Source organism: Brevundimonas sp. SL130 (assembly GCF_026625805.1).
Classification (GTDB): Bacteria; Pseudomonadota; Alphaproteobacteria; order Caulobacterales; family Caulobacteraceae; genus Brevundimonas.
Map to the genome: position 1 here is coordinate 1,828,032 of NZ_CP113064.1, position 25,332 is coordinate 1,853,363.

Consider the following 25,332-nt stretch of genomic DNA (forward strand, 5'->3'; position numbering starts at 1 on the left):
CTAGGGGCGGAGGCATGGTCAAACGCGTTTCACGACGACGCATCCAATCCACGCCCTTCGGTGTTGGCGAGCCCCGACCAGACGAGAATCTCCTTATGACACTGACCGACCTCGACGTTCACGAAAGCGAGCTCCGGCTGATTCCCGGACTGGACGTCGAAGTCGCGGACACCCTGCGGGCGCTGAAACTGGCCGCCACGGAGGATCGCCCCCGGTTGGTGGACACCACCATGTTGTACGCGCCGCGCTCCGGCGGGGTGAAACGCTACCTGCTGTCGAAGAAGACCTGGATCGAGGCCAACCGGCCGGGGGTCAGTCATTCACTGGTCGTGCCGGGCGCGCGTCACAAGGCGCGAGCCGACGGCATCGTGCAGCTGCGGGCGACAAAGCTGCCGTTCGGCGACGGTTATCGTTGGCCCAGCTCGGTCAAGCGCTGGAGCGCTTGGGTTGCGGCGATGAAGCCGTCGATCATCGAAGCCGGCGATCCTTACACGCCGGGGCAGGGCGCCCTGGAGGCGGGCCAGCGGGTGGGGTGCCCGGTCGTCGGCTTCTGTCATTCCGATCCGGCGAGCCTGGCGGCCCTGCACTTCGGCGAATGGGCCAAGAAGCCCGTGGAGAAGCGCTGGGCCCGCCTGTTCTCACAGTTCGACCGTGTGATCTCGCCGAGCCGATTTATCGCCAGGCGGCTGGAAGAGGCCGGGGTGAGCAATATCGTCATCCGTCCGCTGGGCGTCGAGATCGACACCTTCCGGCCCGACCGTCGCGACCGTCAGTGGCTGTTGAAGGAATTGGGCCTTGGCGAAGACGCGCGGTTGCTGTGTTTCGCCGGTCGGCCGGCCAAGGAGAAGAACGTCGATATCCTGATCGAGGCCGTCCAGAAGCTGGGCGCGCCCTATCATCTGGTGCTGGTCGGCGCCGGGTCGGGCATGCCTGACGAGGATCGGGTGATTTCGATGCCCTATGAGAAGGATCCGAAAGCTGTGGCCCGGATCATCGCCAGCTGTGACGCCTTTGTGCACGCCAATGACAAGGAGCCGTTCGGCCTGATCGTGCTGGAGGCCATGGCCTGTGGTCGTCCCGTGGTCGGGGTCAACGCCGGGGGGGTGGCCGAGACGGTCGACGAGTCGGTCGGGCAGTTGGCGGCCAGCGCCGAGGCCGGGGCCTATGCCGAGGCGGTCGAGGCCCTGTTTGCGAGGGACATCGAGGCCATCGGCCGTGCGGCGCGGGAAAAGGCCGTCAACCAGTTCGCCTGGAATCGGGTCTTTGAGGACCTGTGCATGGTCTATGGCGAGCTGACGGGCGAAGCCGCCTTCGTGCAGCCGGAAGAGGCCTTCGCCGTCCACTGAGGCCGGCGCTAAAATCCAGGAAATGAGGCGCTGTCTTTAGCCTGTCAGAGAGCGGGGGCGCGCCACTTCTTTGTCTGAAAGAAGTGGCGCGAGTGACGGGGCTCGAACCCGCGACCTCCGGCGTGACAGGCCGGCACTCTAACCAACTGAGCTACACCCGCGTAATCTGCGTCGAAACTTTTGAGTTGTTTCGAAAACTTAGAGAGGGAAGGCGGTAGCGCCACTCTGTCTATTGCTAGAAAGAGTGGCGCGAGTGACGGGGCTCGAACCCGCGACCTCCGGCGTGACAGGCCGGCACTCTAACCAACTGAGCTACACCCGCGTTTCCCGGCCGAAGCGGCTGTGCGCCCCGGCGAGGGGCGTCGTTTAGGCGGGCTGACCCATCGCGTCAAGCGGCCTTTTCCGAGAAAGACCGTGGTTGGCGACAGATCGGCTGTGGAGAAGTCGTTCGGCGATTCCACGGCGGCCGTGCGCCCTGGTCCAGGCGTGGTTTCAGCCCGGTTGTCCGGCCTGTGCGACGGGCGCTCAGGCCGGGATCGGAAGATATCTTTCCCTTATTCGCGATCCAAACTTCACAAAAAGCAGAAGTGCCCGTCTAGGTTGTGTATGGGGTGCGGTATCTATCAGCGATCGCTGCCAGAGGACGGACGTGGGGACGCGCCTGACGCGGCTTGGCGGCGGTCGGGCTGTTCAGGCCGGCCGTTCGGGAAGGGGAATGACGCGATGACCATCGTCCCGCTTTTTCCGGAATGGAATGCGGATGAAGACAAGGCGGCGAAACCGACGCGGCCCGTGGTTTCCCCCGTGCGCCGTTCGGAGGCGCCGCGACGGCCGCTCACGCCGGTGGAGGTCCTGGCCAGGGCGGCGGGACGCGGCGAGCGGGGTCGATCCGTAACGCCGGCGGATGTCATCGCCCAGTCGCTCGACCGCACGCCGTCGTTAGATCGGTTCTGGGCGGTCTGGATGGCGCACCAGACTGTTCTGCGCCAGCGCAGTCTGAGACTGAGCGGCGGCAACCCCGCCGACGCCGAGGATGCTTTGAGCGCCGCCATGGTCCGGGCCGCCCAGGCCTTCGACCGGCAGCCGATCCAGAACCCGGGCGCCTGGCTGGTGCGGATCCTGCACAACGCCTGCATGGACCAGCATCGCCAGAACGCCAGCCGGGTTCCGATCAAGACCGAGGATGACGACCTGCCGGCGCCCTCGGCGGCGGCCTGGACCAGGGCCGCGCCGTCGCCGGAGGAAGCGGTGGCGCAGCAGGAGAGCGACGCCGCCTGGGGACGGGCGATGAGGGCCCTGCCGGCGAGCCTGGTCGAGCCGCTGAAGCTTCATCTGGACGACTGGAGCGACGAGCAGATCGCCGCCCATCTGAACATCAGCCGCGAACTGGTCAGAAAGCGACGTCAGCTGGCCCGCAAACAGCTGCGGCTTCTGCTGGATATCTAGCCGAAGGTGAATGCGAAGACCTGGGCGCCCGGATCGAGGAATTCGATCTCGAAGGTGCGTTCCCGCACCGGGCCGGATTGCCGCACCAATTGATACAGGCGCTGCCCGTCGATGCGCCCCATGCCCTCGGCGTCGATGTCAGACCCGGCGGCGGCGCCCGGCGCCTGACCATCGATCAGGACGCGGAACCTCGGCGCTGAGCCGGCGGCGCCGGGCGCCATGACCAGATGAAGATCGCGCGCCTTGAAGCGGAACGAGACCCGACCGCCGGCCGCCGTCAGTTCGGCGTGTTCGCGGGTCACGCGCCACGCGCCGGTCAGGCTCCAGTCGTTCAGGGCCAGCGGACTGGCGGCATAGGTCTTGACCGCATCCCGGACGAAGCCGCCCGGCGAACGGAAATTCTCGGCGCGGGCGTAGCCGACGTAGGTTTCGGGCGAGCCGAGCTGGCTCATGTCGGCGGCGGCCTCGGCGCCCTGGGCCTGGATCTGGACCACGTCCGCAGCGACGTCGGCGGCGCCCGCCTCCTTGAGTAGTTGCTGGATGACCCGTTCAGACCCGTCGTAGTCGCCTTCGCCGAAATGGTGGTGGCGGATGCGGCCCTGGGCGTCGATGAAATAGTGGGCGGGCCAGTACTGGTTCTTGAAGGCGCGCCAGATGGCGAAGTCGTTGTCCATGGCGACCGGATAGTCGACGCCGAGGCGGCGGACGGCGTCGCGGACATTGGTCTCGGACTTCTCGAAGGCGAATTCGGGCGTGTGGACGCCGATGACGACCAGGCCCTGATCCTTGTACTTCTCGGCCCAGGCCCGGACGTAGGGCAGGGCGCGCAGGCAGTTGATGCAGGAGTAGGTCCAGAAATCGACGACCACGACCTTGCCGCGCAGCTGTTGCGGCGTCAGGGGCGGAGAGTTGATCCAGGTGGTGGCGCCGGTCAGGGGCGGCATGATTCCCTCGACCGGCAGGTTGGCCAGGTCCGTCGGCGCCGCGTTCGTCGGCACGCCGCGACCGATACCGCTCAGTAGCGCCTGTTCCAGACGACCGGTGCTGCCAGCCGAAATCCGGGTCAGCAGACCTGTATCCAGGCCCAGGCCGATGGCGATCACGCCGATCAGCACCAAGGCGCCCAGGCCGCGCCGCACCCATTCGCCGACGCCCAGCGCGCCCTTCATGGCCTTGAACACCCGTCCGCCGACCAGAAGCGCTAAGGCCAGGGAGGTGGCGGCGCCCGCCGCATAGGCCAGCAAAAGCACGGTCGAGCCGACGCCGGCGCCCTGCAAGGCCGCGCCGGTCAGGATCACGCCCAGTATGGGGCCTGCGCAGGGCGCCCACAGCAGGCCGGTGGCCACGCCCAGCAGCAAGGAGGCGCGGACGTCGCCCTGGTCGGCGGAGCGTCGCTCGACGCGATCGGTCAGCCAGGAGCCGGCCGCCACGAAGGGACGCATCAACCGATCTCCTATGGAGGGCACGAGCAGGCTGAGGCCCAAGACGGCCATGACCGCGAGCGCGATCCAGCGGCCGACCTCATTGGCGCGCACCGCCCAGCCGCCGCCCAGGGCCGCCAGGGTCGCAACCCCGGCGAAGGTGACGGCCATGCCGACCAGCAAGGGCAGGCCGTTGCGCACAAACGGCCGGCCGGCGCGGGCGAAGACGAAGGGCAGGACCGGCAGGATACAGGGGCTGACGATGGTCAGGGCGCCGGCGAGGTAGGAGAGTAGGAACAGGATCATCGGGCGGCCTGACAGGATGGAGTATCAACCACATACGAACGAAGCAGGCGTTCGGTTACCCTTTCATGCCCGATCTCCCACAGATAGACGCCCTGTCCCTGCTCGAACGGGCTAGACTTCGCGCTTCCGATCCCCGATTCGCTGGCCCATGACGATCCACGCTCCGCCGCCGGAAGGCGGCCGTATCATTGACGAGCCTATGGAGACGGCCCTCAGCCGTCGCTATCTGGCCTACGCCCTGTCGACCATCACCAACCGCGCCCTTCCCGATGTCCGGGACGGGTTCAAGCCGGTGCACCGGCGCATCCTGTACGCCATGCACCAGATGCGGCTGAACCCGCAGGCGGCGGCGCGCAAATGCGCCAAGGTCGTCGGCGAGGTCATGGGCGGATACCACCCACACGGCGACGCCTCGATCTATGAAGCCCTGGTGCGCCTGGCCCAGGATTTCGCCCAGCGCTATCCGCTGGTCGACGGTCAGGGGAACTTCGGCAATATCGACGGCGATAGCGCGGCGGCCATGCGCTACACCGAGTGCAAGCTGACCCCGGCGGCCGTGCTGTTGCTGGACGGGATCGACCAGGACTCGGTCGATTTCCGCGCCACCTATGACGATCAGGACGAGGAGCCGGTGGTTCTGCCGGCCGGTTTCCCCAACCTGCTGGCCAACGGCTCGTCGGGCATCGCCGTGGGCATGGCCACCTCGATCCCGCCGCACAATGTCGGCGAACTGATCGAAGCCTGCCAGATGCTGCTGGACCGGCCCGAGACGACGACGGCCGAACTGGTGCAACTGGTCCCCGGACCGGACTTCCCGACCGGCGGGGTCGCGGTGGAGGGCCATGCTTCGATCCTGGACGCCTATGAGACGGGCCGGGGCGGGGTGCGGCTGCGGGCGCGCTGGGAGACCGAGGATCTGGGACGCGGCGTATGGCGGATCATCGTCACCGAAATGCCGTACCAGGTGCAGAAGTCGCGCCTGATCGAGGCGCTGGCCGACCTGATCGAGCACAAGAAGGCGCCTCTGCTGGGCGACGTGCGCGACGAGTCGGCGGAAGACATCCGCCTGATCCTGGAGCCCAAGAACCGCACCATCGAGCCTGAGATGCTGATGGAGAGCCTGTTCAAACTGTCGGATCTGGAAGTTCGCTTCCCGATCAACATGAACGTGCTGGACGCCGACGGCACGCCGCGCGTCATGGGGTTGAAGGCCTGCCTGAGGGCTTTCCTGGATCACCGGCGCGAGGTTCTGAACCGACGTTCGCAATGGCGGATCGCGCGGGTCGAGAAACGGCTGCACCTGCTGGAAGGCCTGCGCATCGTCTTCCTCAATATCGACGAGGTGATCCGCATCGTCCGCGAGGAGGAACAGCCCAAGGCCGTCCTGATCGCGCGTTTCGGCCTGACCGAGGTCCAGGCCGACTTCATCCTCGACACCCGGCTGCGTCAGTTGGCGCGTCTGGAAGAGATGACGATCGAGAAGGAGTTCAAGGAACTGTCGGAAGAGCTGGCCAACCTGCAAGCCCTGACCTCATCGGAAGGCAAGCAGTGGAAGGCCATCTCCAAGGAGCTGGAGGCCGTGCGCAAGGCCTTGATCTCGCCGCGCCGGACGACCATCGCCGAGGCCGTGGATTCGTCGGCCTTCGTGGCGCCCGAAGCCTTTATTCCCCGCGAGGCGATCACCGTCATCCTGTCGGAACGCGGCTGGATCCGCGCCGCCAAGGGCAAGGTCGAGGATCCGTCGGAGCTGAAGTTCAAGGAAGGCGACCAGCTGGCCTATCTGGTCCCGGCCTATACGACCGACAAGCTGCTGGTCGGGGCGTCGGACGGGCGGATCTTCACCATCGGGGCGGACAAGCTGGCGTCCGGTCGCGGGCACGGCGAGCCGCTGCGCCTGATGATCGACCTGGATGAGAAGGCCGAGATCATCAATGTCTTGGCGCACCAGCCCGGCGGGAAACTGCTGATCGCGTCCAAGGCCGGCTATGGCTTTATCGCGCCTGAGGACGAGACCCTGGCCCAGAAGCGGGGCGGCAAACAGGTGCTGAACGGCGACATGCTGGCCATGTTGCGGATTCCGCAGACGCCGACCGCCGACCACGTCGCGACGATAGGCGAGAACATCAAGACCCTGGTCTTCCCCTTGGCCGAACTGCCCGAGATGGGGCGCGGCAAGGGGGTGCGGCTGCAAGGCTTCAAACAGGGCGGCCTGGCCGACGTGACCGTGTTCAACGCCGAACAGGGGCCGGAATGGGCCGACGGCGGCGGACGTCGTCGCAACTGGCCCGACTGGAAGGACTGGCTGGGCAAGCGCGCTGGGGCCGGACGTCAGGGGCCGCGGGGCTTGCGGAAGTTCAGGTAGGGTTGGCCTTCTCCCTCCCCCTGCGGGGGAGGGAGAAGGCGGTTCGGCTAATCTTCCAGCCGAGACCAGCCCAGTTTGCCGAGCACTTCCATCGGCCGGAAGTCGGCCTTGTAGTCCATCTTTTCCGAACCCCGGACCCAGTAGCCCAGATAGACGAAGGGCAGGCCGACCTGGGCTGCCTGACGGACATGATCCAGAATGGCGAACCGGCCCAGGCTGCGGCGGTCCAGGCGGGGGTCGTAGAAGCTGTAGACCATCGACAGACCGTCTTTCAGCAGATCCGTCAGGCTGACGGCGACCAGGTCGCCGGGACCGCCGTCGTCGGAGGCCAGACGATATTCGATCAGGTGGGTGCGGACGGCGGTGTCCTCGACCATGGCGACATAGTCGAGCCAGCCCATGTCGCTCATGCCGCCGGTCGGGTGGCGGGTGGTCAGATAGCGGCGCAGCAGCTGGAACTGTTCGGTCGTGGCCTCGGCCTCGACCAGATCGCGCGACAGGTCGTCGTTGCGGGACAGGACCTTGCGCTGGGACCGGCTGAAGGCGAATTCGGGCACGGGAAGCCGGACGGAGACGCAGGCGTCGCAGGCCTCGCAGGCCGGGCGATAGGCGATGTTCTGGCTGCGGCGGAAGCCGGCGAGGGTCAGCTCGTCATTGACGTGGGCCCCGTCGGAGAAGGGCAGGTTGGCGAAGACTTTGCGTTCGGTCTTGCCCGGCAGATAGGGACACGGCGCGACCGAGGTCATGAAGAAGCGGAGCTGTCGTGTCGGAACGTGCTGGGTCACGGCTCTATGTCCGCACCCGAACGGGCCAAAAATGCGACGGTCGAAGGCTCATGCCTGGATTTGCCGTCATTGACGGCCCGGCCGCAAGCGCCTGGGCGCCACAGCCGCACACGATCACAGCGAGGTGTCCATCGGCAGGACCGGCGCCTCGCGCAACAGGACGATGGCGATACGGCGATTGCCTTGCAGGGTGGGGTCGTCGGGATAGAGGGGGTCCGAACCCGCCTTGCCGGCGACCGAATAGACCCGGTCGGGGTCCACGCCGGCGTTCTGGAGCACCAGTCGCGACCCATTCGCGCGTTCCGAAGACAGGGTCCAGTCGGCGGGGGCGCTGGCGCGGTTGGAGCCGGGCGTGGCGCTGGTGTGGCCGGTGATGGAGATGCGGTTCGGCAGTTGGTTGATGACCTTGGCCACGGCGCGCAGCAGGACCTGGGCGCGCGCGTTCGGCCGACCCGAGTTGTTGTCGAACATCGAGCGGCCCTCCTGATCGACCAGCTGGATGCGTAATCCTTCGGGCGTCTGGTCGACGATCAGCTGTTTCGACAGCTCGGCCAGTTCCGGCATCGACTGCATGGCCTGGCGGAGAGACTCAGCGGCGCTGGCGAATTCCTCAGACTCACGCTTCTTGATCTCGGCCTGGAGCGCGGCTTCGCTGGCGCTCGAAAGATCACTGCTGGACCCCGGGTTGGTGGGGTCGGCCGGGGCCTCGGGCGCGAGTTGTTCGATCACCGACTGCGAGCCCGAGCTCTTGGGACCGTCCTCGCCCAGGGCGGTGCCGCCCAGGATGCCGCCCGACCCCGACGTGGTCTCGGATACGCTGGCGGGGGCGAAGTAGTCGGCGATGCCCTTCTTCTGCTCTGGGTCGGTCGTGTTGATCAGCCACATCAGCAGGAAGAAGGCCATCATGGCGGTCACGAAGTCGGCGTAGGCCACCTTCCAGGCGCCGCCGTGGTGGCCGCCGCCGGACACCTTCTTGACCTTCTTGATGAGGATCGGACGATCGCTCACGGACATGGACGCACCCCGGGAATTTCCTGGCCCAATGTGAGGCCCCAAGGTTAACCGTGCGTTGATCGCCGACGCGGCGGCTTGAACGCCCGCGCGACCCGGCCTAGGTCGGGCATCAAACAGGAGCCCGTCATGAAGATCGCATTCGCCGGCCTGGGGGTCATGGGCGCCCCGATGGCGCGTCATCTGGTGCAGGCCGGCCATGAGGTTGTCGGGTTCAACCGCACCCCGTCAAAGGCGCAGGCCTGGGCAGGGGCGACCGGCGGACGGAGCGCCCAGACCGTGGCCGACGCGGCCCAGGGCGCCGATCTGTTCATTCTGTGCGTCGGCAATGACGACGACGTGCGGTCCGTCGTGACCGAGGCCCTGCCGCATCTGGCCCAGGGCGCGGTGATCGTCGACCACACCACCACTTCCGCAAAGTTGGCGCGCGAGATGGCGGCCCTGGCGGCGGAGCAGGGGCGAGCCTTCGTCGACGCCCCGGTGTCGGGCGGCCAGGCCGGCGCCGAGAATGGTCAGCTCAGCGTCATGGCGGGCGGAGACGCCGAGGCCCTGGCCAGGGCGGAGCCGGCGCTGAAGGCCTATTCGAAGGCGATCAAGCACATGGGGCCGGCGGGGTCGGGGCAGCTGACCAAGATGGTCAATCAGATCGCCATCGCCGGCGTGGTCCAGGGTCTGGCCGAGGCGGTGCATTTCGCCCAGGTCGCGGGCCTGGATACGGACGCCGCCTTTGACGCGGTGTCCAAGGGCGCGGCCCAGAGCTGGCAGATGGACAACCGCTGGAAGACGGCGGCCAAGGGCGAGTTTGAGTTCGGCTTCGCCGTCGACTGGATGCGCAAGGATCTGGGGCTTGTGCTGGACGAGGCGCGGTCGAACGGCGCGCGTCTGGCCCTGACCGCCCTGGTCGATCAGTTCTACGCCGAGGTGCAGGCCATGGGCGGCAATCGGTGGGACACCTCCAGCCTGGCGGCGCGGCTCCAGTCGCGCGACTGACGGGCTATAGGCGGCGGTACATGAGGTGGAGGCCGACCAGACCGTGCGCGGGATGGTCGAAGGCTTCGGGGACCGTGGCGAGGATCTCGAAGCCGAGAGACTTCCATAGGGCGACGGCGATGGTGTTGGTCTCGACCACGGCGTTGAACTGCATGGACCGGAAGCCGGCGTCGCGGGCGAAGTCCAGCGCCGCCTCGCCCAGGCGCCGGGCGACGCCACGGCCGCGCGCCTGGGGGGCGACCATGAAGCTGCCGTTGGCGACATGGGCGCCGTTGCCGGGGCGGTTGGGGACGATCTTTGCGGCGCCGATCACACGGCCGTCCTCGACGGCGACCAGGACGCCGCCGGGCGGGGGCGGCGTCCAGAGGGCCCTGGCGACCGTCTCGCTCATGTCGAGGGGATAGGCGTAGCTGTCGCCGGCGCGGGTCACGCCTTCGATGATCGGCCAGAGGTCCGGCCAATCATCGTCCGTCGCCAGGCGGATGTCAGGAACGGAAATTAGGCGGTCTCCCATCCCTTCTCAACGGCCCAGACGGCGAAGGCGTAGTCGTGGGCGACCTCCTTCAGATAATCGAACCGGCCCGCCGCGCCGCCGTGTCCGGCCTCCATATTGATCTTCAGCAGCACAGGCTTGCCCGAGGTGGTCGCGGGCCGCAGCTTGGCCACCCATTTCTCAGGCTCCCAATAGGTGACGCGGGGGTCGGACAGGCCGCCGGTCGCCAGGACGGCGGGATAGGCCTTGGGCGCCACCTGATCATAGGGGCTGTAGCTCATCATATAGTCATAGGCCTCCGGATCCTCGATCGGATTGCCCCATTCGGGCCATTCGGGCGGGGTCAGGGGCAGGGAGGTGTCGCTCATGGTGTTGATCACATCGACGAAGGGCACCTGGCCGATGACGCCGGCCCACAGGTCGGGGCGCATATTGTTGACGGCGCCCATCAGCAGCCCGCCGGCCGATCCGCCCTGGGCGACGATGTTTCCGGCGGCGGTGAATTTCCCCGCGATCAGGTGTTCGGCGGCGGCGATGAAGTCGGTGAAGGTGTTCTTCTTCGTCATTCGGCGGGCGTCAAGGAACCAGCCCCAGCCCTTGTCCGAGCCGCCCCGGATATGGGCGATGGCGTAGATCCAGCCGCGATCCACCAGAGACAGCCGGTTGGTCGAGAAACTGGCCGGCATGGGGATGCCGTAGGAGCCATAGCCGTAGAGCAGCAGGGGCGCCGAACCATCGACGGGCGTCGATTTGCGGCGCAGGACCGTAACCGGCACCAACTGCCCGTCCGACGCGGGGGCGTTCAGGCGTTCGACCACATAGTCCGCGATATTGTGGCCCGACGGGATCTGCTGGGTCTTGCGCAGGGTCCGCGCGCGGGTCGCCATGTCGTAGTCGAAGGTCTGGGTCGGGGTGGACGGCGAGTTGTAGCTGTAGCGCGTATTCGTCGTCTCGAACTCGGAGGCGCCGGACAGCGACAGGGCGAAGGCGGGTTCGTCGACGGCGATCTCGTGCTCGGCGCCGGCGCGGTCGCGGATGATGATGCGGGTATTGGCGTCGGCGCGTTCCTGGCGAGCCAGGTGGTCCTTGGTCAGGTCCAGGCCTTCGATGTAGCGGCCGGGCGTGTGCGGCACGAGATCGGTCCAGTGGGCCTTGGACGGGGTCGCGCTGGGCGCCTGAACGATCTTGAAGTCGATCGCCTCGTCGGCATTGGTCCGGATCACCCAGCGGTCGCCCCAGTGATCGGCGTCATAACGGATCGCGACCACGCGCGGCTCCAGCACCACGGGCGTCGCGGTCGGGGTTGCAGCGGGGATGTAGCGGGCCTCTGACGTCTCCTGGTTCTGGATGCTGATGACGATGAACTGGTCGTCGGCGGTGCGGCCGACGCCGATGAACATGCCGTCGTCTTCTTCCTGATAGACCAGGGTGGTTTCGCCGCCGCGTGCGGGGCGGCGGAAGATCTTGTCCGGTCGGCCGTTGTCGTCGCGGTTGGTCCAGAAGATCCACTGGCTGTCAGGCGAGAAGGTGAAGTCGCCGTTCGAATTCTCGATGGGGTCGGGCAGGACGGCGCCGGTCGAGAGGTCCTTCACATAGATCTTGTGCACCTCTGACCCCTGGGCGTCCTCGGCATAGGCGAACAGGGCGTGGTCGGGGCTGTGAGAGGCGGCCGAGACTTCGGAATAGGCCTTGCCCTCCGCCAATTCGTTGGCGTCCAGAAGCAGTTGGGGCGTGGGGGCCATGACGAAGTTTTTCGTCACCGGCTGACCGTTCACCCTCCATGTGCCCTGGCGTTCGACCCGCATATAGCGGGGATGCTGGTCGCCGGTGCGGTACTCGACGAAGTAATTCCAATCGCCGTCGGCGGCGGGAACGGAGCTGTCGTCTTCCTTGATGCGGCCGCGCATCTCCGCGAACATCGCCTCTTGCAACGGGACGGTGGAGGCCATCATGGCTTCGCGATAGGCGTTTTCGGCGGTCAAATGCTCCTTGACCTCGGCCTTGATCAGGGTCGGATCTTTCAGCACGGCCTGCCAGTTGTCGTCCTTCATCCAATGATAGTCGTCGGTCCGGGTGCGCCCCAGCTGTTCGATGACGAAGGGGATCTTCTTGGCGACGGGGGGCTGAGGCATAGAGGTTCCGGGAGATTTGGCGGGCATTGCAAGGGCGGGGGCGGCGACTGCGACAGCGGTCGCGGCCGTAGATAGGATCAACTGGCGACGGTTCATGGCTTTGCCCCTTTTATTCGGATGACCGGAGCTTGTGCGTGGCCTATGGCCGGCGTCAAATGAAGAAAAGCTGGGGAAGCGCTTTCCATTGATGTTCGACCTTCAGACCCAACCGACGCCCTATGTCGAGGCGGCGCAGACCGAACGCCGTCCGGCGTGGGACCTGACGGTGTCCCTGATCAACGCGACGGTGCAGATTGACCAGCCAACCGGAGACGGGACGCGGACGGTCGGGACCGGTTTCCTGCTGAACGCGCCGCGGCCCGACGGCACGCCGCGCATCGTGCTGGTGACGGCCGACCATGTGCTGAGCCGAATGCCGGACGCCGAGGCGCGGATCGGCTGGCGCACCGAGCTGCCCGACGGCGGCTGGCGGTTCGACCCCCAGCCCCTGACGATCCGCGATGCGGCGTCGGATCCGCTGTGGACCAAGCCGGAAGACCGCGATGTGGCGGTGATGGAGATCACGGCTCCGGAGGCCTTTGCCCGCGCGGCCATCCCGATGGCCTGGCTGGCGGACAAGGACACGTTTGACGCGGCCGAGGTGGGGCCGGGCGACGACATGCTGTCGTTGGGCTTTCCGCGCGGCCTGTCGGCCAATCGGGCGGGGTTCCCGATCTTGAGAGTGGGGCGGATCGCCTCCTGGCCGCTGACGCCGATCAGCGCCTTCCCGACCTTCCTGCTCGACTTCGCCGTCTTCCCGGGCAACTCGGGCGGGCCGGTGTTCTGGACCCCGACCGTGCAGAGGCAGGCGGATGTGGACAAACCGATCCATCCCTATGTCGCCGGGGTGCTGACCCAGGAAGTCATCGTGCAGGAAGAGCGGCTGGGGATCGGCGTGGTGGTCCATGCCGACTATATCCGCGAGGCGGTGGCCCTGATGGATCAGAAGGCGGCGCCGGCGCCCTGAGGCGCCGGGCGCACGCCGCCTCAGCCGGTCAGAGCCTCCGCCGTCAGCCGGTGGAGCAGATCGCCGCCCTGGCCCACGGCCGCCAGGCGGCTGGAGACATGGCCCAGGACGTTGGCGGCATAGACCTCGTAGAGGTCCAGCTTGCCTTGCAGCCAGACGGGATCGCCCTCGCCGGCGTCCAGCCGCGCCTTGGCCGCCAGGGCGCCCTTGGCCAGCATCCAGCCGCCAACCACGTCGCCCATCAGTTTGAGATAGGCGTCGGCGGCCGCCAGAACGTCTGCGGCGCCGTCGGCGTCGGCCTTGCGGTCCAGCAGCCACAGAGTGGCGTCCTGCACCGCCTCAATGCCCGTGGCGAACCGTTCGAGGGGTTTGCCGGAATACAGGGCGCCCATTTGCGTCAGCGTCGCCTTCATGTCGGCGATCACGGCCTTGGCCGCCTCGCCGCCGTCCATCGAAAGTTTGCGGCCGACAAGGTCCATGGCCTGGATGCCGTTGGTGCCCTCGTAGATCGGGGCGATGCGAGCGTCGCGATAGTATTGGGCCGCGCCGGTCTCTTCGATGAAGCCCATGCCCCCGTGTATCTGAATGCCCAGCGAGGCGACCTCGCAGCCGACGTCGGTGGACCAGGCCTTGGCGATGGGGGTGAACAGGTCCTCGCGGGCCTTCCAGCGCCGACGCTCCGCCTCTGTTCCGGCGTGGCGGGCCATGTCGGCGGCGACCCCGGTGGACAGGCAGATGGCGCGGGCGGCCGAGGTCTTGGCCTTCATCACGCCCAGCATACGCCGCACGTCGGGATGGTCGAAGATCGGGGCGTTCGCCTCGCCGGTCCAGACCGAGCGGCCCTGGCGACGGTCCAGCGCATAGGCGAGGGCGTGCTGATAGGCCCGTTCGGCGATGCCGACGCCCTCGACCCCGACGGCGAGGCGGGCGGCGTTCATCATCACGAACATATGGGCCAGGCCCTCGTTCGGACGGCCGACCAGTTCGGCGCGGGCGCCTTCGTAGCTCATGACGCAGGTGGGGGAGGCGTGGATGCCGAGCTTGTGCTCGATCCCCACCGGACGGAAGGCGTTGCGCTCGCCCAGGCTTCCGTCGTCCTTGACGGCGAATTTGGGCGTCAGGAACAGGCTGATGCCCTTGGGTCCGGCGGGCGCGTCGGGCAGGCGGGCCAGGACCAGATGGATGATGTTGTCGGTGGCGTCGTGGTCGCCCCAGGTGATGTAGATCTTTTGGCCGTTCAGGGCGTAGGTGCCGTCGCCGTTCGGCGTCGCCGTGCTGATCAGAGAGCCCAGGTCCGATCCCGCGCCCGGCTCGGTCAGCACCATGGCCCCGGTCCATTCGCCGCTGACCAGCTTGGTCAGATATTTTTGCTTCTGTTCCTCGGTCCCGACCTGATCCAGGGCCTCGATGGCGGCGAGGGACAGCATGGGGCAGAGGCCGAAGGCCATATTGGCCGAATGGACCGTCTCGAAGGCCGCGAGCTCCAGCGCCTTGGGCAGGGCCTGGCCGCCGACTTCGGTCGGCGCCGATAGGCCGGTCCAGCCGCCGGCGGCGAACTGGCGATAGGCGTCGGCGAATCCTGGGGCGGCGGTGACCGCGCCGTTGGCGTAGTGGGAGCCTTGTTGGTCGCCGATACGGTTCAACGGCGCCAGCACCTCTTCGGAGAACTGTCCGGCCGCTTCCAGGACGGCGCCGGCGACGTCGGGGTCATAGTCGGGGAAGGCGCCGGTGGCGGCGACGTCGGCCATGCCGGCGATCGCCTCAAGGGTGAAAGCCAAATCTCGAACGGGGGCGCGGTAGCTCATGGGTTTCCTCGATCTCTCTTCAGGCCTAAGTGCATCTTCGTCGCCCGGTCTCGCAAGCGACTTGGCGCACAGGCCTTGATCGGGGCACACTGGCGCCCTGCCGCCACGGAAGGGAAGTCATGGCCGAGCCCCGCAATCGCTATTCCACGGTCTCGCTGGCGTTTCACTGGATCATCGCCTTCGCCGTGCTGGCCCAGGTGCTGCTGATCACCGCCCATGAGAACACCGAAGGGCCGCTGTCGGGCCAGTTCGTCATGCTGCACAAGTCGGTGGGGATCACCATCCTGGTCCTGACCCTGGCGCGAATCGGCTGGCGACTGGCGCATCCGGCCATTCCCCTGCCGGTCGAGACGCCGCGCTGGGAGCGGTGGGCGGCGCGGGTCGTCCATGTGCTGTTCTATGTGGTGCTGATCGCCATGCCGATGACCGGCTGGCTGGCGTCTTCGGCCGCCGGACGCGAGATCGCCTGGTTCGGCCTGTTCGACTGGCCCCTGCTGCCGGTCAGCGGCGGACGCGAGACGGCGAGGCGGTTTATGGCGGCGCATGAGCTGGTGATGAAGGGGCTTTATGTCCTGATCGCGCTTCATGTTGTGGGTGCGCTGAAGCATCAATTTATCAATCGCGACAATGTGCTTCATCGGATGATCCCCTTGATCCCGCGCCGGCCATGAGTCTGCGGGGCGGCGACACGCCGGAACAGGCCGCAGACGCGCTGCGACGGGGCGAGCTGATCCTGCTGCCGACCGAGACCGTCTATGGACTCGGCGCGGACGCCGGGCGCGCGGAGGCGGTGGCGGGTATTTTTGAGGCCAAGGGAAGGCCGCGCTTCAACCCACTGATTTCCCATGTCGCTGATGCGGTGGCGGCCGAGGCTATCGGGGTGTTCGACAGCCAGGCGCGGGCTCTGGCCGAGGCCTTTTGGCCTGGGCCGCTGACACTGGTGACGCCGGTGCGGGATCGGGATCGGGTGTGCGACCTGGCGCGGGCCGGGCTGGACAGCGTGGCCATCCGGGTTCCGGGTCATGCCGGGGCGAGAGCCGTGCTGTCGGCCTTTGGCGGGCCGGTCGTGGCGCCCTCGGCCAATCGGTCGGGACGGCCCAGTCCGACGACCTTCGCGGACGCCGTCGAAGAGACGGGGTTCGCCGTGACGGCGGCTGTGGACGGCGGGCCTTGCGCCGTGGGCCTCGAAAGCACGGTCGTGTCGGTGCTGGGCGGACAGGTCTCTCTATTGCGGCCGGGCGCCGTAACCCGCGCCGAGATCGAGGCTGTAGTCGGTCCGCTGACGGACAGCGGGGAGGGGCATCGGTCCCCGGGACGGCTGGCCGCCCACTATGCGCCGAACGCCCCGGTGCGGATCGACGTGGCCGCCCCCCGTGAGGGCGAGGTTCTGTTGGGCTTCGGGGCCGGGGTTGGTGAACCGCGCTGGAGCCTGAGTACGTCCGGCGATCTGAGAGAGGCGGCGGCCAACCTGTTCAGATTATTCAGGGAAGCGGATCGGACGCATCCAATCGGCATCGCCGTGTCGCCAATCCCGCCGCACGGACTGGGCGAAGCGATCAATGATCGACTGCGTCGCGCCGCCGGCTTCGTGGGCTAGGCGCGCCGCCTCAGCCGAACCGGGCCTGGAGGTCGACGCTGGACTGACGCCCGACGCTGGGCAGGCAGGTGGTCAGCCAGTCGTCGGCGGCGGCGCGACCTCGGCTCTTGAGGTCGTTGAGGAAGCTCCATTCGGTGTTGAACTTGGACCGCAGCGACAGGTCCGACAGCCAGCCGTCCGCCTCGATGGCGTGGAGCCGCACCTGCCGATAGGCGCCGGCGCCGTGTTTCAACTGGCCCTCGGCGATCATTTCGGCGGCCATGGCGACAGCGCGCAGTTCGGCGATCAGGGGGGCGTTGAAGACGATCTCGTTCAGGCGGTCGACGATGTCGCCCGCAGCGCGGGGCGTCTCGTCGCGAACCATGGGGTTCAGGGTGATCAGGAGCACATCGTCGGGCGTGTCGTCGCCGGTCAGGGGCCACAGTGGCGGGTTGGTCAGATAGCCGCCGTCCCAATAGGGCTCGCCCTCAATCTCGACCGCCTGGAACAGGTGGGGCACGCAGGTCGAGGCCATCAGGACATCGGCGGTGATCTCGCCGGTTTCGAAGACCCGGGCGCGGGCCTGGCGGACGGCGGTGGCCGCGACGAACAGCTTGATGTCGGACGCCTGAACCGCACCGAAATCGACGGCGGCCTTCAGAACCCGTTTCAGAGGATTGTGGTTCAGGGGGTTGAATTCATAAGGGCTCATGGACATCGCCAGGCTTTCGCCGGCGCGCCACAGGGGCGAGTCCTTGATCCAGTCCGGAGCCCGGGCGGGATTCCATAGGGCGCTGTCGCCGAAAACGTTGCGGCCGCCCGACTGATTGACCTCGCGCCATAGTCGGTCAAGGGCGGCGCGGGCGTCGCCGGCGGCCAGCCCAGAGACCAGCGCCGTTCCGTTCATGGCGCCGGCTGAAACGCCGGAGACGGCGCGAATCTCGACCTGGTCGTCCTCCAGCAGCCGATCCAGCACGCCCCATTGAAAGGCGCCGTGCGCCCCGCCGCCCTGGAGCGCCAGGGACAGGGGGCGTCGTCCAGATGGGACGGGGACGATATCCGTCGGTTCAGCGGCTTTCCTCTTGAAGATCGCCATGCCGCCAGTCCCCGTTGATAGATTTATTGCGCGGTCCAGCCGCCGTCGATGGAGAAGCTGGCGCCGTTGGCCGAGGCGCCGAGGTCGCTGACCAGATAGAGGAAGAGGCCCGCCAACTGGTCGGTCGTCACGAACTGTTTGGTCGGCTGGGCCGCCAGGATCACGTCCTTTAGCACCTGTTCCTTGGTCAGGCTGCGGGTGCGGGCCTGGTCGGCGATCTGTTTCTCGACGATCGGGGTCTCGACGAAGCCGGGGCAGATGGCGTTGCAGGTGATATTGTCCTGGGCCAGTTCCAGGGCGACGGTCTTGGTGAAGCCGACGATCCCGTGCTTGGCCGCGACATAGGCCGACTTGAACGGGCTGGCGACCAGGCCGTGGGCCGAGGCCATGTTGATGATCCGGCCGCGCCCCTGGGCCTTCATGATCGGGATGGCCGCCCGCGTGGCGTAGAAGGCCGAGGACAGGTTGATGGCGATGATCTGCTCCCACTTGTCGGTGGGGAATTTCTCGACGGACTCGACGTGCTGGATGCCGGCGTTGTTGACCAGGATGTCGAGCCGGCCGAATTCGTGTTTGGCGAAGGCGACCATGTCGGCGATCTCTTCGCCGCGCGTCATGTTCGCGGCGTGATAGCGGACCCGGCCGCTGGACGAGGCCTCAAGCCCGGCGCGGGTGCGTTCGATCTCGGCCGGGTCGCCCAGGCCGTTCAGCACCACATCCCCGCCGCGCGCCGCCACCGCCCGCGCCAGAGCCAGGCCGATGCCCGAGGTTGAGCCCGAAATGACCGCGACCTGACCCTTCAGATCGCCGATGTCGCGAAACACCGGCGCATCGCCGTGTGCGGCGCCGGGGTTCTTGGATGATTTCGACCAGTTGAACATGGGTCCGCTCTTCGGTTCTTTGGGGAGAGACTAGCGGGAGCAAGGCCCAGGGATCAAGAATTTCCCGATCTGATGAATATCCACTCGCTTTCGGTCGAGGCGGACTTGTCGAACTTATAGCCGTCGCGGTCGAAAGCCTTCAGATCTTCGACTCGTTCCACCCTCTCGTCGATGGCGAACCGGGTCATGGCGCCGCGCGCCTTCTTGGCGAAGAAGGAGATGATGCGGCTCTCGCCGTTCTTCTGTTCGCGGAACTGGGGGGTGACGACGGGCAGTGTCAGAGCCTTGGCGTCGATGGCGCCGAAATATTCCTGGCTGGCCAGATTGACCAGGGTGGGGTCGGGGTGACCGTCGGCGTCTGCGTTCAATTGTTTGGAGATCCGGTCGCCCCAGAAATCGTAAAGGCTGGAGCCGCGCCGGGTCTTGAGCCGCGTGCCCATTTCCAGCCGATAGGGCTGGATCCGGTCCAACGGACGAAGCAGGCCGTAGAAGCCGGAGAGGATGCGGAGCCGGTCCTGGGCGAAGGCCAGGGCCTTGGCGTCCAGTTCGCGCGCCTTCAGGCCTTCATAGACGTCGCCGGCGAAGGCGAAGGCGGCCTGTACGCCGTCGGTTGATTCGGGATCGAAAGCCTTGAACCGTTCGACGTTCAGGGTGGCGAGGTCGTCGGAGATGCCCATCAGCCGGCGCAGATCAGCCTTGGTCTGGCGTCGGGCGGTCGTGGACAGGCTGGCGGTGTCCTCCAGAAAGCGGCGCTCCGAGCCGGGAATGGCCGGGTCGGCTTCGGTGAAGTCGAGCCGCTTGGCGGGCGAGAGGACGATCAGCAAGAGGCGGCTCCTTGTCAGCGCCGTTCACATAGGCCGCTTCGTCGAGGATTTGAACCGGGTGCGGCGCGGGGTCATCAAGGGCATGTCCGACCTGCAAGTGGAGCCCGTTGGAGACGACCTGCATAGCGAAGGTCACCGAGATTAACGATCAAGATGCGGTATAACTAAAATCTATCACGCATCCGCAAATAAGTGATTACACTTATCTGTTGCGGTGCGGTAGGAAGCGGGCCTCCCCAACTCCTGCTGAATGGACGCCCTGCATGGCCCTCATCAACACGACCCTGAAGCCCTTCACCGCCGAGGCCTATAAGGACGGCAAGTTCCTGACGGTCACGGACGCCGACGTGGCGGGCAAGTGGGCGATCTTCTTCTTCTATCCGGCCGACTTCACCTTCGTCTGCCCGACCGAGCTGGAAGACCTGGCCGACCACTACGCCGAGTTCCAGAAGCTGGGCGTCGAGATCTATTCGGTGTCGACCGACACCCATTTCTCGCACAAGGCCTGGCACGACTCCTCGCCGGCCATCGGCAAGATCACCTACACCATGCTGGGCGATCCCTCGGGTCAGGTGACCAACAACTTCGACGCCATGCGTCCGGGTGTGGGCCTGGCCGATCGTGCGACCTTCCTGGTCGATCCGGACGGCGTGATCCAGTTCACCGAGACCACCTCGGAAGGCATCGGCCGCAACGCCGCCGAGCTGCTGCGCAAGGTCAAGGCCGCGCAATATGTGCGCGCGCATCCGGGTGAAGTCTGCCCGGCCAAGTGGGAAGAAGGCGAAGCCACCCTGGCGCCGTCGCTCGACCTCGTCGGCAAGATCTAAGACTAACCCTGCCTATCGGGTCCGGCCTTCGGGTCGGACCCACCCGCGCAAGCCTCGCCCGGATGGGCTCGAAGGCGGCGCGCCACCCCTGAAATTCGAGGACTGCTCCATGCTGGACGCCAATCTGAAATCTCAGCTCGAGGGCTACCTCAAGAATATCGTCCATCCGGTCGAACTGGTCGCCTCGTTGGGCGCCGGGCCGAAGTCGATCGAGCTGAAGACCCTGCTGGAGGAGATCGTCTCGGTCTCGCACGGCAAGGTCGAGATGGGTCGCGACTATGACGACGAGCGTCAGCCCAGCTTCCTGATCCGACGCAAGGGCACCGACATTGGCGTGAGGTTCGCCGGCATCCCGCTGGGCCACGAGTTCACCTCGTTGGTGCTGGCCCTGCTGCACGTCGGCGGCCACCCGTCCAAGGCGGCGCAGGAGCTGATCCAGCAGGTCAAGGACCTGGACGGCGACTATGTGTTCGAGACCTATTTCTCGCTGTCGTGCCAGAACTGCCCCGACGTGGTGCAGGCCCTGAACCTGATGAGCGTGCTGAACCCCCGGATCAAACACGTCGCCATCGAGGGCGGCCTGTTCAAGGACGAGGTGGACGAGCGCAAGATCATGGCCGTGCCGACCGTCTTCCTGAACGGCGAACTGTTCGGCCAGGGCCGGATGGAGCTGGAGCAGATCGTCGCCAAGCTGGATTCGGGCGCCGAGGCGCGGGCCGCCGAACGTCTGAAGGCCAAGGATCCGTTCGACGTTCTGGTGATCGGCGGCGGTCCCGCCGGGGCGGCGGCCGCCATCTATACGGCGCGCAAGGGCATCCGCACCGGCATCGCTGCCGAGCGGTTCGGCGGTCAGGTGCTGGACACCATGGCGATCGAGAACTTCATCTCGGTGCCCCATACGGAGGGCCCCAAACTGGTCGCCCATCTGGAACAGCATGTCCGCGAATATGAGGTGGACCTGATGAACCTGCAGAAGGCGGCCAAGCTGATCCCCGCCAAGGTTTCCGGCGGGCTGCACGAGGTGGTGCTGGAGAACGGAGCCAGTCTGAAATCGCGCACGGTTATCCTGGCCACCGGCGCCCGTTGGCGCCAGATGAACGTACCGGGCGAGGACCAGTACAAGAACAAGGGCGTGGCCTATTGCCCGCACTGCGACGGGCCGCTGTACAAGGGCAAGCGGGTGGCGGTGATTGGCGGCGGCAACTCGGGCGTCGAGGCGGCCATCGATCTGGCGGGCATCGTGGCCCATGTGACCCTGATCGAATATGACAGTGATCTGCGCGCCGATGCGGTGCTGCAACGCAAGCTGGCGACCCTGCCTAACGTGCGGATCGTCACCTCGGCCCTGACGACCGAGGTGCGCGGCGACGGCGAGAAGGTGACGGGCCTGTTCTACAAGGACCGCAATTCGGACGCCCATCATCATGTCGACCTGGAAGGCGTCTTCGTTCAGATCGGCCTGATCCCGAACACCGAATGGCTGCACGGCGCCGTGGGTCTGACGCCGCGCGGCGAGATCGAGGTGGATCACCGGGGCGAGACGTCTCAGCCGGGCATCTTCGGCGCGGGCGATGTGACGACCGTGCCCTACAAGCAGATCGTGGTGGCGATGGGCGAGGGCTCCAAGGCGGGGCTGGCGGCCTTCGACTATATGATCCGCACCGTGCCGGCGAAGGAAGAGGTGGTGGCGGCCTGATTGTCAGGCCGGCCTGTCGCTTAGGGCTGAACGCTCAGGCGTTACTTCAGGGCGACCAGGTCGAAGACCCAGCAGAAGACCAGCAGCAGGACGAGGCCTTGTGCGAACAGGCCGCCCAGGCCTGGCGCACTGCCGGCCTGTGATCCGCCCGCGTAGGCTTCACGGGGCTGGGTCTCGGTGCGGGGCCGCGTTTGCGGACCGTCGGAGATGGCGCGCGGTGCGTCGTAGCGCCTCGTGCAGCTGTGCTCGTCGTCGTTCACTCGCCCCGCTCCCACGCCTGAGTGTCTTCCCATCGACCCGATGCTGGCCGATGAAGCTTAAAGCGCAGGTATAGAGATTGGGTTAGCGCCGGTTTGCCATACCCAAATCGGGCGGGTTCCGGGGGCTATCGGTCCATGAAGGCGGCGACGGCGGCGTAGCTGTCGGCGATATGGTGGGCGCCGCGCGCGACAAGGCGGTCGGCGTGGCCGTCGCGGATATGGCCGCCGGCGGTCAGGCCGACCACCGTCATGCCGGCCGCGACCCCGGCGGTGACGCCCGCCTCGCTGTCTTCGATCACCAGGGTGCGGGCCGGATCGACGCCCATGGTGTCGGCGGCGTGCAGGAAGATGTCGGGGTGAGGCTTGCCGCGCTCGACCACCAGGCCGGTGAAGACGGCGCCGTCGAAATGATCGGTCAGGCCGAACAGGTCCAGGCCGACGCCGATCCAGTCGGGGCCGCTGGACGAGGCGATGCAACGCGCCTCGGACCGGGCGGCGACGAAATCGATCATGCCGGGGACGGGCTTGAGGTGGATCGGCGCACGGGCGCGGCAGGTGGCGAACCAGGTGGTGTGGAAATCCTCGGGGCAGGGCCGGCCCAGGGCGGCTTCGACGGCGGGCCGGTTGTCGCGCCAGCGCTTGCCCGTATAGGCGGCCAGGACGTCGTCCAGGCTGGTGGGCAGGCCGATGGCGGTCAGCTGTTCGGCCATGACGGTGCTGTTCAGCACCTCGCTGTCGGCGACGACGCCGTCATAGTCGAAGATGATCAGGTCGTAGGGCATGCGGCGGCTCAGGATGGGGAGCCGGCCTTCTCCGCGACCTTTGCGGCGTCCCAGAGGCGGTCCATCTCCTCCAGCGTCGATTGGTCGGGCGTGCGGCCGGACTTGGCCAGTTCGGACTCGATGAAGCCGAAGCGGCGAACGAATTTGGCGTTGGTGGCGCGGAGCGCATCCTCGGGTTCGACGTCCAGCTTGCGGGCCAGGTTGGCGACGACGAACAGCAGGTCGCCCAGCTCCTCGCGCGCCTTGGCCATGTCGCCGGCGGCGATCTCGACGCGCAGTTCCGCCACTTCTTCGGCCAGCTTGTCGAACACCTCGTCGGTCGAGGGCCAGTCGAAGCCGACGCGGCCGGCGCGTTTGGTCAGTTTGGCGGCGCGGGTCAGGGCAGGCAGGCCGACCGGGACGTCGTCGAGGACGCCGGGCTTTTTCCGATCCTTGCGCTCGGCGGCCTTGATGACCTCCCAGGCGACGGTCTGTTCCTTGGAGGATCGCTGGGCCTCATCGCCGAAGACGTGGGGATGGCGGCGTTCCAGCTTGTCGGCGATGGCCGTGACTACGTCGTCGAAGGCGAATAGGCCCTGTTCCTCGGCCATGCGGGCGTGGAAGACGACCTGGAACAGCAGGTCGCCCAGTTCGCCCTTCAGCTCGTTCAGGTCGTTGCGCTCGATGGCGTCGGCGACCTCGTAGGCCTCTTCGATGGTGTAGGGGGCGATGGTGGCGAAGGTCTGCTCCACGTCCCAGGGGCAGCCGCCGTCGGGGTCGCGCAGCCGCTCCATGACGCCGAGCAGGCGGTCGATGGGCCTCACGCCTGCGCCTCGGCGTCGCGGGCGTCGAGGGCCTGGCGGATCTCGTTGTGACGCGCCGCCGTCAGCGGATAATTCTTCAGCACCCAGCCGGCCAGGACCAACAGTACGCCGGGGACCAGGATGAAGAGGATCTGGAGCGTGAGCAGGGCGACGTCGCTGTTGCCGTCCGGGCCGGGTACGGCGCGGAAGCCGACCCACTGGAGGATCAGATAGGGCGCCAGGGCGACCACGTGGCCGATCTTGGTCGTGGCCGAGAGGATGGACAGCATCAGGCCGGTGCGGTCGACGCCGGTCTCGAACCGCTCCTGGTCGCCGGCGTCGGCCATCATGGCGCGGGTCAGGAACAGGCCGGCGGCATAGGGCAGGCCGGCGATGAACATGACCACGGCGGTCAGGGCGAAATTGCCGCCGGGAACCAGGGTGGCGCCGACATAGAGGACGGCCGAGACGATGCTGGCGACCGCCAGGCCCCGGTCCTTGCCGACCCGGGTCGCGAACCAGGCCCAGAAAGGCGCGCCGCACAGGCCGGCGATGAAATAGACCAGCATGAACAGGCCGGCCTCGGTGTGGTCGTAGCCGCGGACCTGGCCGAAGAAGAAGAACAGCAGCGAGCCGGTGATGCCCGGCGCCACGCCCAGCAGCAGGTCCGAGATCAGCAGTTTCTGCACCACGGGCTTCTTCAGCAGGGCCAGATAGGCGCCGAGACTGCCGTGCGGCGGGTCGCCCTGGGTCACGGGCTCGGGCACGGCGACCATGGCTAGGCCGATGGTGACCGGCAGGGCGATGATGATGCCCCAGCCCATGATGCGCACGCCGTCGGCGTAGTCGCCGACGCCCGTCTTCACCACGATGGTCGGCAGGACCAGGATCAGCACCACGCCGATGATGTTGAACACCTGCCACCAGCCATAGACACGGCTGCGCTGATCATACTGGGGCGCGAGGACGGCGGCCCAACCGAGCTGGCCCAGGGTGCCGATCGAGAAGCCCAGGTAGAGGAACAGCAGCCAGCCGAACAGATAGGCGGGCGGGGCGCCGGGCTGGACCACCACGAACATCATGAAGGCCGCCAGCATCAGCATGGGCGTCGAAAGCGCCATCCAGGGGCGGTAGCGACCGAACCGGGTCTTGGTCCTGTCCATGCCCCAGCCGAGGAAGGGGTCGAAGACGATGTCGATCAGGCGCACCGCCATGAAGACGGCCGCGACCACCCCCAACTCCAGCCCCACATAGGTGGCGTAGAACTCCGGCAGGGTGACGGGCAGGGCCACGCCGAAGGCCGCCAGCGGTAGGCAGGGGCCGGAAAAGGCGGCGAGCACGGCGTTGGAGCGACGGGGCGCGGCGGCGGCGGTCATGCGGCGGGTCCGAGGACAGCCCGGATGAGTCGGGCCGACGCAAGATTGCAGGTTTGGGCGTGGGAGCGGAGTCGGATTGTGCGTCCCTCCCTGCGCGCGAAGGCGCGGGGGAGGACAGGTGGGAGCGAA

At 67.0% G+C, this 25,332-nt stretch carries 22 protein-coding genes and 2 tRNA genes; 9 read left to right on the plus strand and 15 right to left on the minus strand.

Annotated elements, in window-relative coordinates; translation table 11 throughout:
• The first annotated feature begins 95 nt into the window (after positions 1-95).
• On the plus strand, positions 96-1,346 hold the full coding sequence (locus OU998_RS09010; protein WP_267513034.1) for a glycosyltransferase: 1,251 nt from the start codon (positions 96-98) through the stop codon (positions 1,344-1,346).
• An 84-nt stretch (positions 1,347-1,430) separates the two neighbouring features.
• Here the strand turns inward: OU998_RS09010 and OU998_RS09015 are convergent.
• Positions 1,431-1,507 (minus strand) — tRNA-Asp (locus OU998_RS09015).
• 84 nt (positions 1,508-1,591) lie between these two features.
• Positions 1,592-1,668 (minus strand) — tRNA-Asp (locus OU998_RS09020).
• Positions 1,669-2,069: 401 nt separating this feature from the next.
• Here OU998_RS09020 and OU998_RS09025 point away from each other — a divergent pair.
• Positions 2,070-2,792, plus strand: a complete 723-nt coding sequence (locus OU998_RS09025) for an RNA polymerase sigma factor (protein ID WP_267513035.1) — start codon at positions 2,070-2,072, stop codon at positions 2,790-2,792.
• On the opposite strand, the gene OU998_RS09030 is transcribed toward OU998_RS09025, so the two are convergent.
• On the minus strand, positions 2,789-4,519 hold the full coding sequence (locus OU998_RS09030) for a cytochrome c biogenesis protein DipZ (protein WP_267513036.1): 1,731 nt from the start codon (positions 4,517-4,519) through the stop codon (positions 2,789-2,791). The genes OU998_RS09025 and OU998_RS09030 overlap by 4 nt on opposite strands.
• A 148-nt stretch (positions 4,520-4,667) precedes the next feature.
• Here OU998_RS09030 and parC point away from each other — a divergent pair, with 148 nt between their 5' ends.
• Entirely contained in the window at positions 4,668-6,881 is a 2,214-nt protein-coding gene (gene parC / locus OU998_RS09035) for a DNA topoisomerase IV subunit A (RefSeq protein WP_267513037.1), read from the plus strand.
• A 47-nt stretch (positions 6,882-6,928) separates the two neighbouring features.
• Here the strand turns inward: parC and OU998_RS09040 are convergent, their stop codons facing one another.
• Both OU998_RS09040 and OU998_RS09045 read right to left on the minus strand, forming a co-directional pair.
• Positions 6,929-7,666: an arginyltransferase gene (locus OU998_RS09040; protein ID WP_267513038.1), complete on the minus strand. Its 738-nt coding sequence runs from the start codon at positions 7,664-7,666 to the stop codon at positions 6,929-6,931.
• Positions 7,667-7,780: 114 nt separating this feature from the next.
• A complete protein-coding gene (locus OU998_RS09045; protein WP_267513039.1) occupies positions 7,781-8,680 on the minus strand; it encodes a flagellar motor protein MotB in 900 nt (299 codons plus the stop codon).
• A 126-nt stretch (positions 8,681-8,806) separates the two neighbouring features.
• Between OU998_RS09045 and OU998_RS09050 the strand changes: the two genes are divergently transcribed.
• The gene (locus OU998_RS09050; RefSeq protein ID WP_267513040.1) at positions 8,807-9,667 is read left to right on the plus strand and encodes an NAD(P)-dependent oxidoreductase; all 861 of its coding nucleotides are present in this window, start codon (positions 8,807-8,809) and stop codon (positions 9,665-9,667) included.
• A 4-nt stretch (positions 9,668-9,671) separates the two neighbouring features.
• Here OU998_RS09050 and OU998_RS09055 read toward each other — a convergent pair whose 3' ends face one another.
• Positions 9,672-10,181, minus strand: a complete 510-nt coding sequence (locus OU998_RS09055) for a GNAT family N-acetyltransferase (RefSeq protein WP_267513041.1) — start codon at positions 10,179-10,181, stop codon at positions 9,672-9,674.
• On the minus strand, positions 10,166-12,388 hold the full coding sequence (locus tag OU998_RS09060; RefSeq protein WP_267513042.1) for a S9 family peptidase: 2,223 nt from the start codon (positions 12,386-12,388) through the stop codon (positions 10,166-10,168). Before OU998_RS09060 ends, OU998_RS09055 begins: the two co-directional genes overlap by 16 nt.
• Before the next feature lie 91 nt (positions 12,389-12,479).
• On the opposite strand from OU998_RS09060, the gene OU998_RS09065 reads away from it, so the two are divergent.
• Entirely contained in the window at positions 12,480-13,298 is an 819-nt protein-coding gene (locus tag OU998_RS09065; protein ID WP_267513043.1) for a trypsin-like serine peptidase, read from the plus strand.
• Positions 13,299-13,318: 20 nt separating this feature from the next.
• On the opposite strand, the gene OU998_RS09070 is transcribed toward OU998_RS09065, so the two are convergent.
• Positions 13,319-15,103: an acyl-CoA dehydrogenase gene (locus OU998_RS09070; RefSeq protein WP_267513044.1), complete on the minus strand. Its 1,785-nt coding sequence runs from the start codon at positions 15,101-15,103 to the stop codon at positions 13,319-13,321.
• A gap of 119 nt (positions 15,104-15,222) precedes the next feature.
• On the opposite strand from OU998_RS09070, the gene OU998_RS09075 reads away from it, so the two are divergent.
• Together OU998_RS09075 and OU998_RS09080 are read left to right on the plus strand one after the other, a co-directional pair.
• A complete protein-coding gene (locus OU998_RS09075) occupies positions 15,223-15,774 on the plus strand; it encodes a cytochrome b (RefSeq protein ID WP_267513045.1) in 552 nt (183 codons plus the stop codon).
• Positions 15,771-16,700, plus strand: a complete 930-nt coding sequence (locus OU998_RS09080; RefSeq protein WP_267513046.1) for an L-threonylcarbamoyladenylate synthase — start codon at positions 15,771-15,773, stop codon at positions 16,698-16,700. The genes OU998_RS09075 and OU998_RS09080 overlap by 4 nt, the downstream gene beginning before the upstream one ends.
• Positions 16,701-16,710: 10 nt before the next feature.
• On the opposite strand, the gene OU998_RS09085 is transcribed toward OU998_RS09080, so the two are convergent.
• From OU998_RS09085 to yaaA, 3 genes are read right to left on the minus strand one after another with little or no spacing between them, the layout of a single operon-like run.
• Positions 16,711-17,775, minus strand: coding sequence for a patatin-like phospholipase family protein (locus OU998_RS09085; RefSeq protein ID WP_267513047.1), 1,065 nt, complete (start codon positions 17,773-17,775; stop codon positions 16,711-16,713).
• A 23-nt stretch (positions 17,776-17,798) separates the two neighbouring features.
• Positions 17,799-18,656 carry a 3-hydroxybutyrate dehydrogenase gene (locus OU998_RS09090; RefSeq protein WP_420709718.1) on the minus strand — a complete coding sequence of 286 codons (858 nt, stop codon included), beginning with the start codon at positions 18,654-18,656 and terminating at the stop codon, positions 17,799-17,801.
• Between the two features lie 53 nt (positions 18,657-18,709).
• A complete protein-coding gene (gene yaaA / locus OU998_RS09095) occupies positions 18,710-19,480 on the minus strand; it encodes a peroxide stress protein YaaA (protein ID WP_267513048.1) in 771 nt (256 codons plus the stop codon).
• Between the two features lie 263 nt (positions 19,481-19,743).
• On the opposite strand from yaaA, the gene ahpC reads away from it, so the two are divergent.
• Positions 19,744-20,307, plus strand: a complete 564-nt coding sequence (gene ahpC / locus OU998_RS09100; protein ID WP_267513049.1) for an alkyl hydroperoxide reductase subunit C — start codon at positions 19,744-19,746, stop codon at positions 20,305-20,307.
• Between the two features lie 109 nt (positions 20,308-20,416).
• The gene (gene ahpF / locus OU998_RS09105) at positions 20,417-22,003 is read left to right on the plus strand and encodes an alkyl hydroperoxide reductase subunit F (protein WP_267513050.1); all 1,587 of its coding nucleotides are present in this window, start codon (positions 20,417-20,419) and stop codon (positions 22,001-22,003) included.
• A 41-nt stretch (positions 22,004-22,044) separates the two neighbouring features.
• On the opposite strand, the gene OU998_RS09110 is transcribed toward ahpF, so the two are convergent.
• The 4 genes from OU998_RS09110 to OU998_RS09125 form a co-directional block, all read right to left on the minus strand.
• Positions 22,045-22,263, minus strand: a complete 219-nt coding sequence (locus OU998_RS09110) for a hypothetical protein (protein ID WP_267513052.1) — start codon at positions 22,261-22,263, stop codon at positions 22,045-22,047.
• Between the two features lie 125 nt (positions 22,264-22,388).
• A complete protein-coding gene (locus tag OU998_RS09115; RefSeq protein ID WP_267513053.1) occupies positions 22,389-23,045 on the minus strand; it encodes an HAD family hydrolase in 657 nt (218 codons plus the stop codon).
• An 8-nt stretch (positions 23,046-23,053) separates the two neighbouring features.
• On the minus strand, positions 23,054-23,848 hold the full coding sequence (mazG, locus tag OU998_RS09120) for a nucleoside triphosphate pyrophosphohydrolase (protein WP_267513054.1): 795 nt from the start codon (positions 23,846-23,848) through the stop codon (positions 23,054-23,056).
• On the minus strand, positions 23,845-25,203 hold the full coding sequence (locus tag OU998_RS09125) for an MFS transporter (protein WP_267513056.1): 1,359 nt from the start codon (positions 25,201-25,203) through the stop codon (positions 23,845-23,847). Before OU998_RS09125 ends, mazG begins: the two co-directional genes overlap by 4 nt.
• Positions 25,204-25,332 lie beyond the last annotated feature (129 nt).

Bases quoted from the DNA above. Each gene is read 5' to 3' on its own strand.
- OU998_RS09010 (WP_267513034.1), top strand. From the start codon at position 96: ATGACACTGACCGACCTCGACGTTCACGAAAGCGAGCTCCGGCTGATT.
- OU998_RS09025 (WP_267513035.1), top strand. From the start codon at position 2,070: ATGACCATCGTCCCGCTTTTTCCGGAATGGAATGCGGATGAAGACAAG.
- OU998_RS09030 (WP_267513036.1), bottom strand. From the start codon at position 4,519: ATGATCCTGTTCCTACTCTCCTACCTCGCCGGCGCCCTGACCATCGTC.
- parC (WP_267513037.1), top strand. From the start codon at position 4,668: ATGACGATCCACGCTCCGCCGCCGGAAGGCGGCCGTATCATTGACGAG.
- OU998_RS09045 (WP_267513039.1), bottom strand. From the start codon at position 8,680: ATGTCCGTGAGCGATCGTCCGATCCTCATCAAGAAGGTCAAGAAGGTG.
- OU998_RS09050 (WP_267513040.1), top strand. From the start codon at position 8,807: ATGAAGATCGCATTCGCCGGCCTGGGGGTCATGGGCGCCCCGATGGCG.
- OU998_RS09055 (WP_267513041.1), bottom strand. From the start codon at position 10,181: ATGGGAGACCGCCTAATTTCCGTTCCTGACATCCGCCTGGCGACGGAC.
- OU998_RS09060 (WP_267513042.1), bottom strand. From the start codon at position 12,388: ATGAACCGTCGCCAGTTGATCCTATCTACGGCCGCGACCGCTGTCGCA.
- OU998_RS09065 (WP_267513043.1), top strand. From the start codon at position 12,480: ATGTTCGACCTTCAGACCCAACCGACGCCCTATGTCGAGGCGGCGCAG.
- OU998_RS09070 (WP_267513044.1), bottom strand. From the start codon at position 15,103: ATGAGCTACCGCGCCCCCGTTCGAGATTTGGCTTTCACCCTTGAGGCG.
- OU998_RS09075 (WP_267513045.1), top strand. From the start codon at position 15,223: ATGGCCGAGCCCCGCAATCGCTATTCCACGGTCTCGCTGGCGTTTCAC.
- OU998_RS09080 (WP_267513046.1), top strand. From the start codon at position 15,771: ATGAGTCTGCGGGGCGGCGACACGCCGGAACAGGCCGCAGACGCGCTG.
- OU998_RS09085 (WP_267513047.1), bottom strand. From the start codon at position 17,775: ATGGCGATCTTCAAGAGGAAAGCCGCTGAACCGACGGATATCGTCCCC.
- OU998_RS09090 (WP_420709718.1), bottom strand. From the start codon at position 18,656: ATGTTCAACTGGTCGAAATCATCCAAGAACCCCGGCGCCGCACACGGC.
- ahpC (WP_267513049.1), top strand. From the start codon at position 19,744: ATGGCCCTCATCAACACGACCCTGAAGCCCTTCACCGCCGAGGCCTAT.
- ahpF (WP_267513050.1), top strand. From the start codon at position 20,417: ATGCTGGACGCCAATCTGAAATCTCAGCTCGAGGGCTACCTCAAGAAT.
- OU998_RS09115 (WP_267513053.1), bottom strand. From the start codon at position 23,045: ATGCCCTACGACCTGATCATCTTCGACTATGACGGCGTCGTCGCCGAC.
- OU998_RS09125 (WP_267513056.1), bottom strand. From the start codon at position 25,203: ATGACCGCCGCCGCCGCGCCCCGTCGCTCCAACGCCGTGCTCGCCGCC.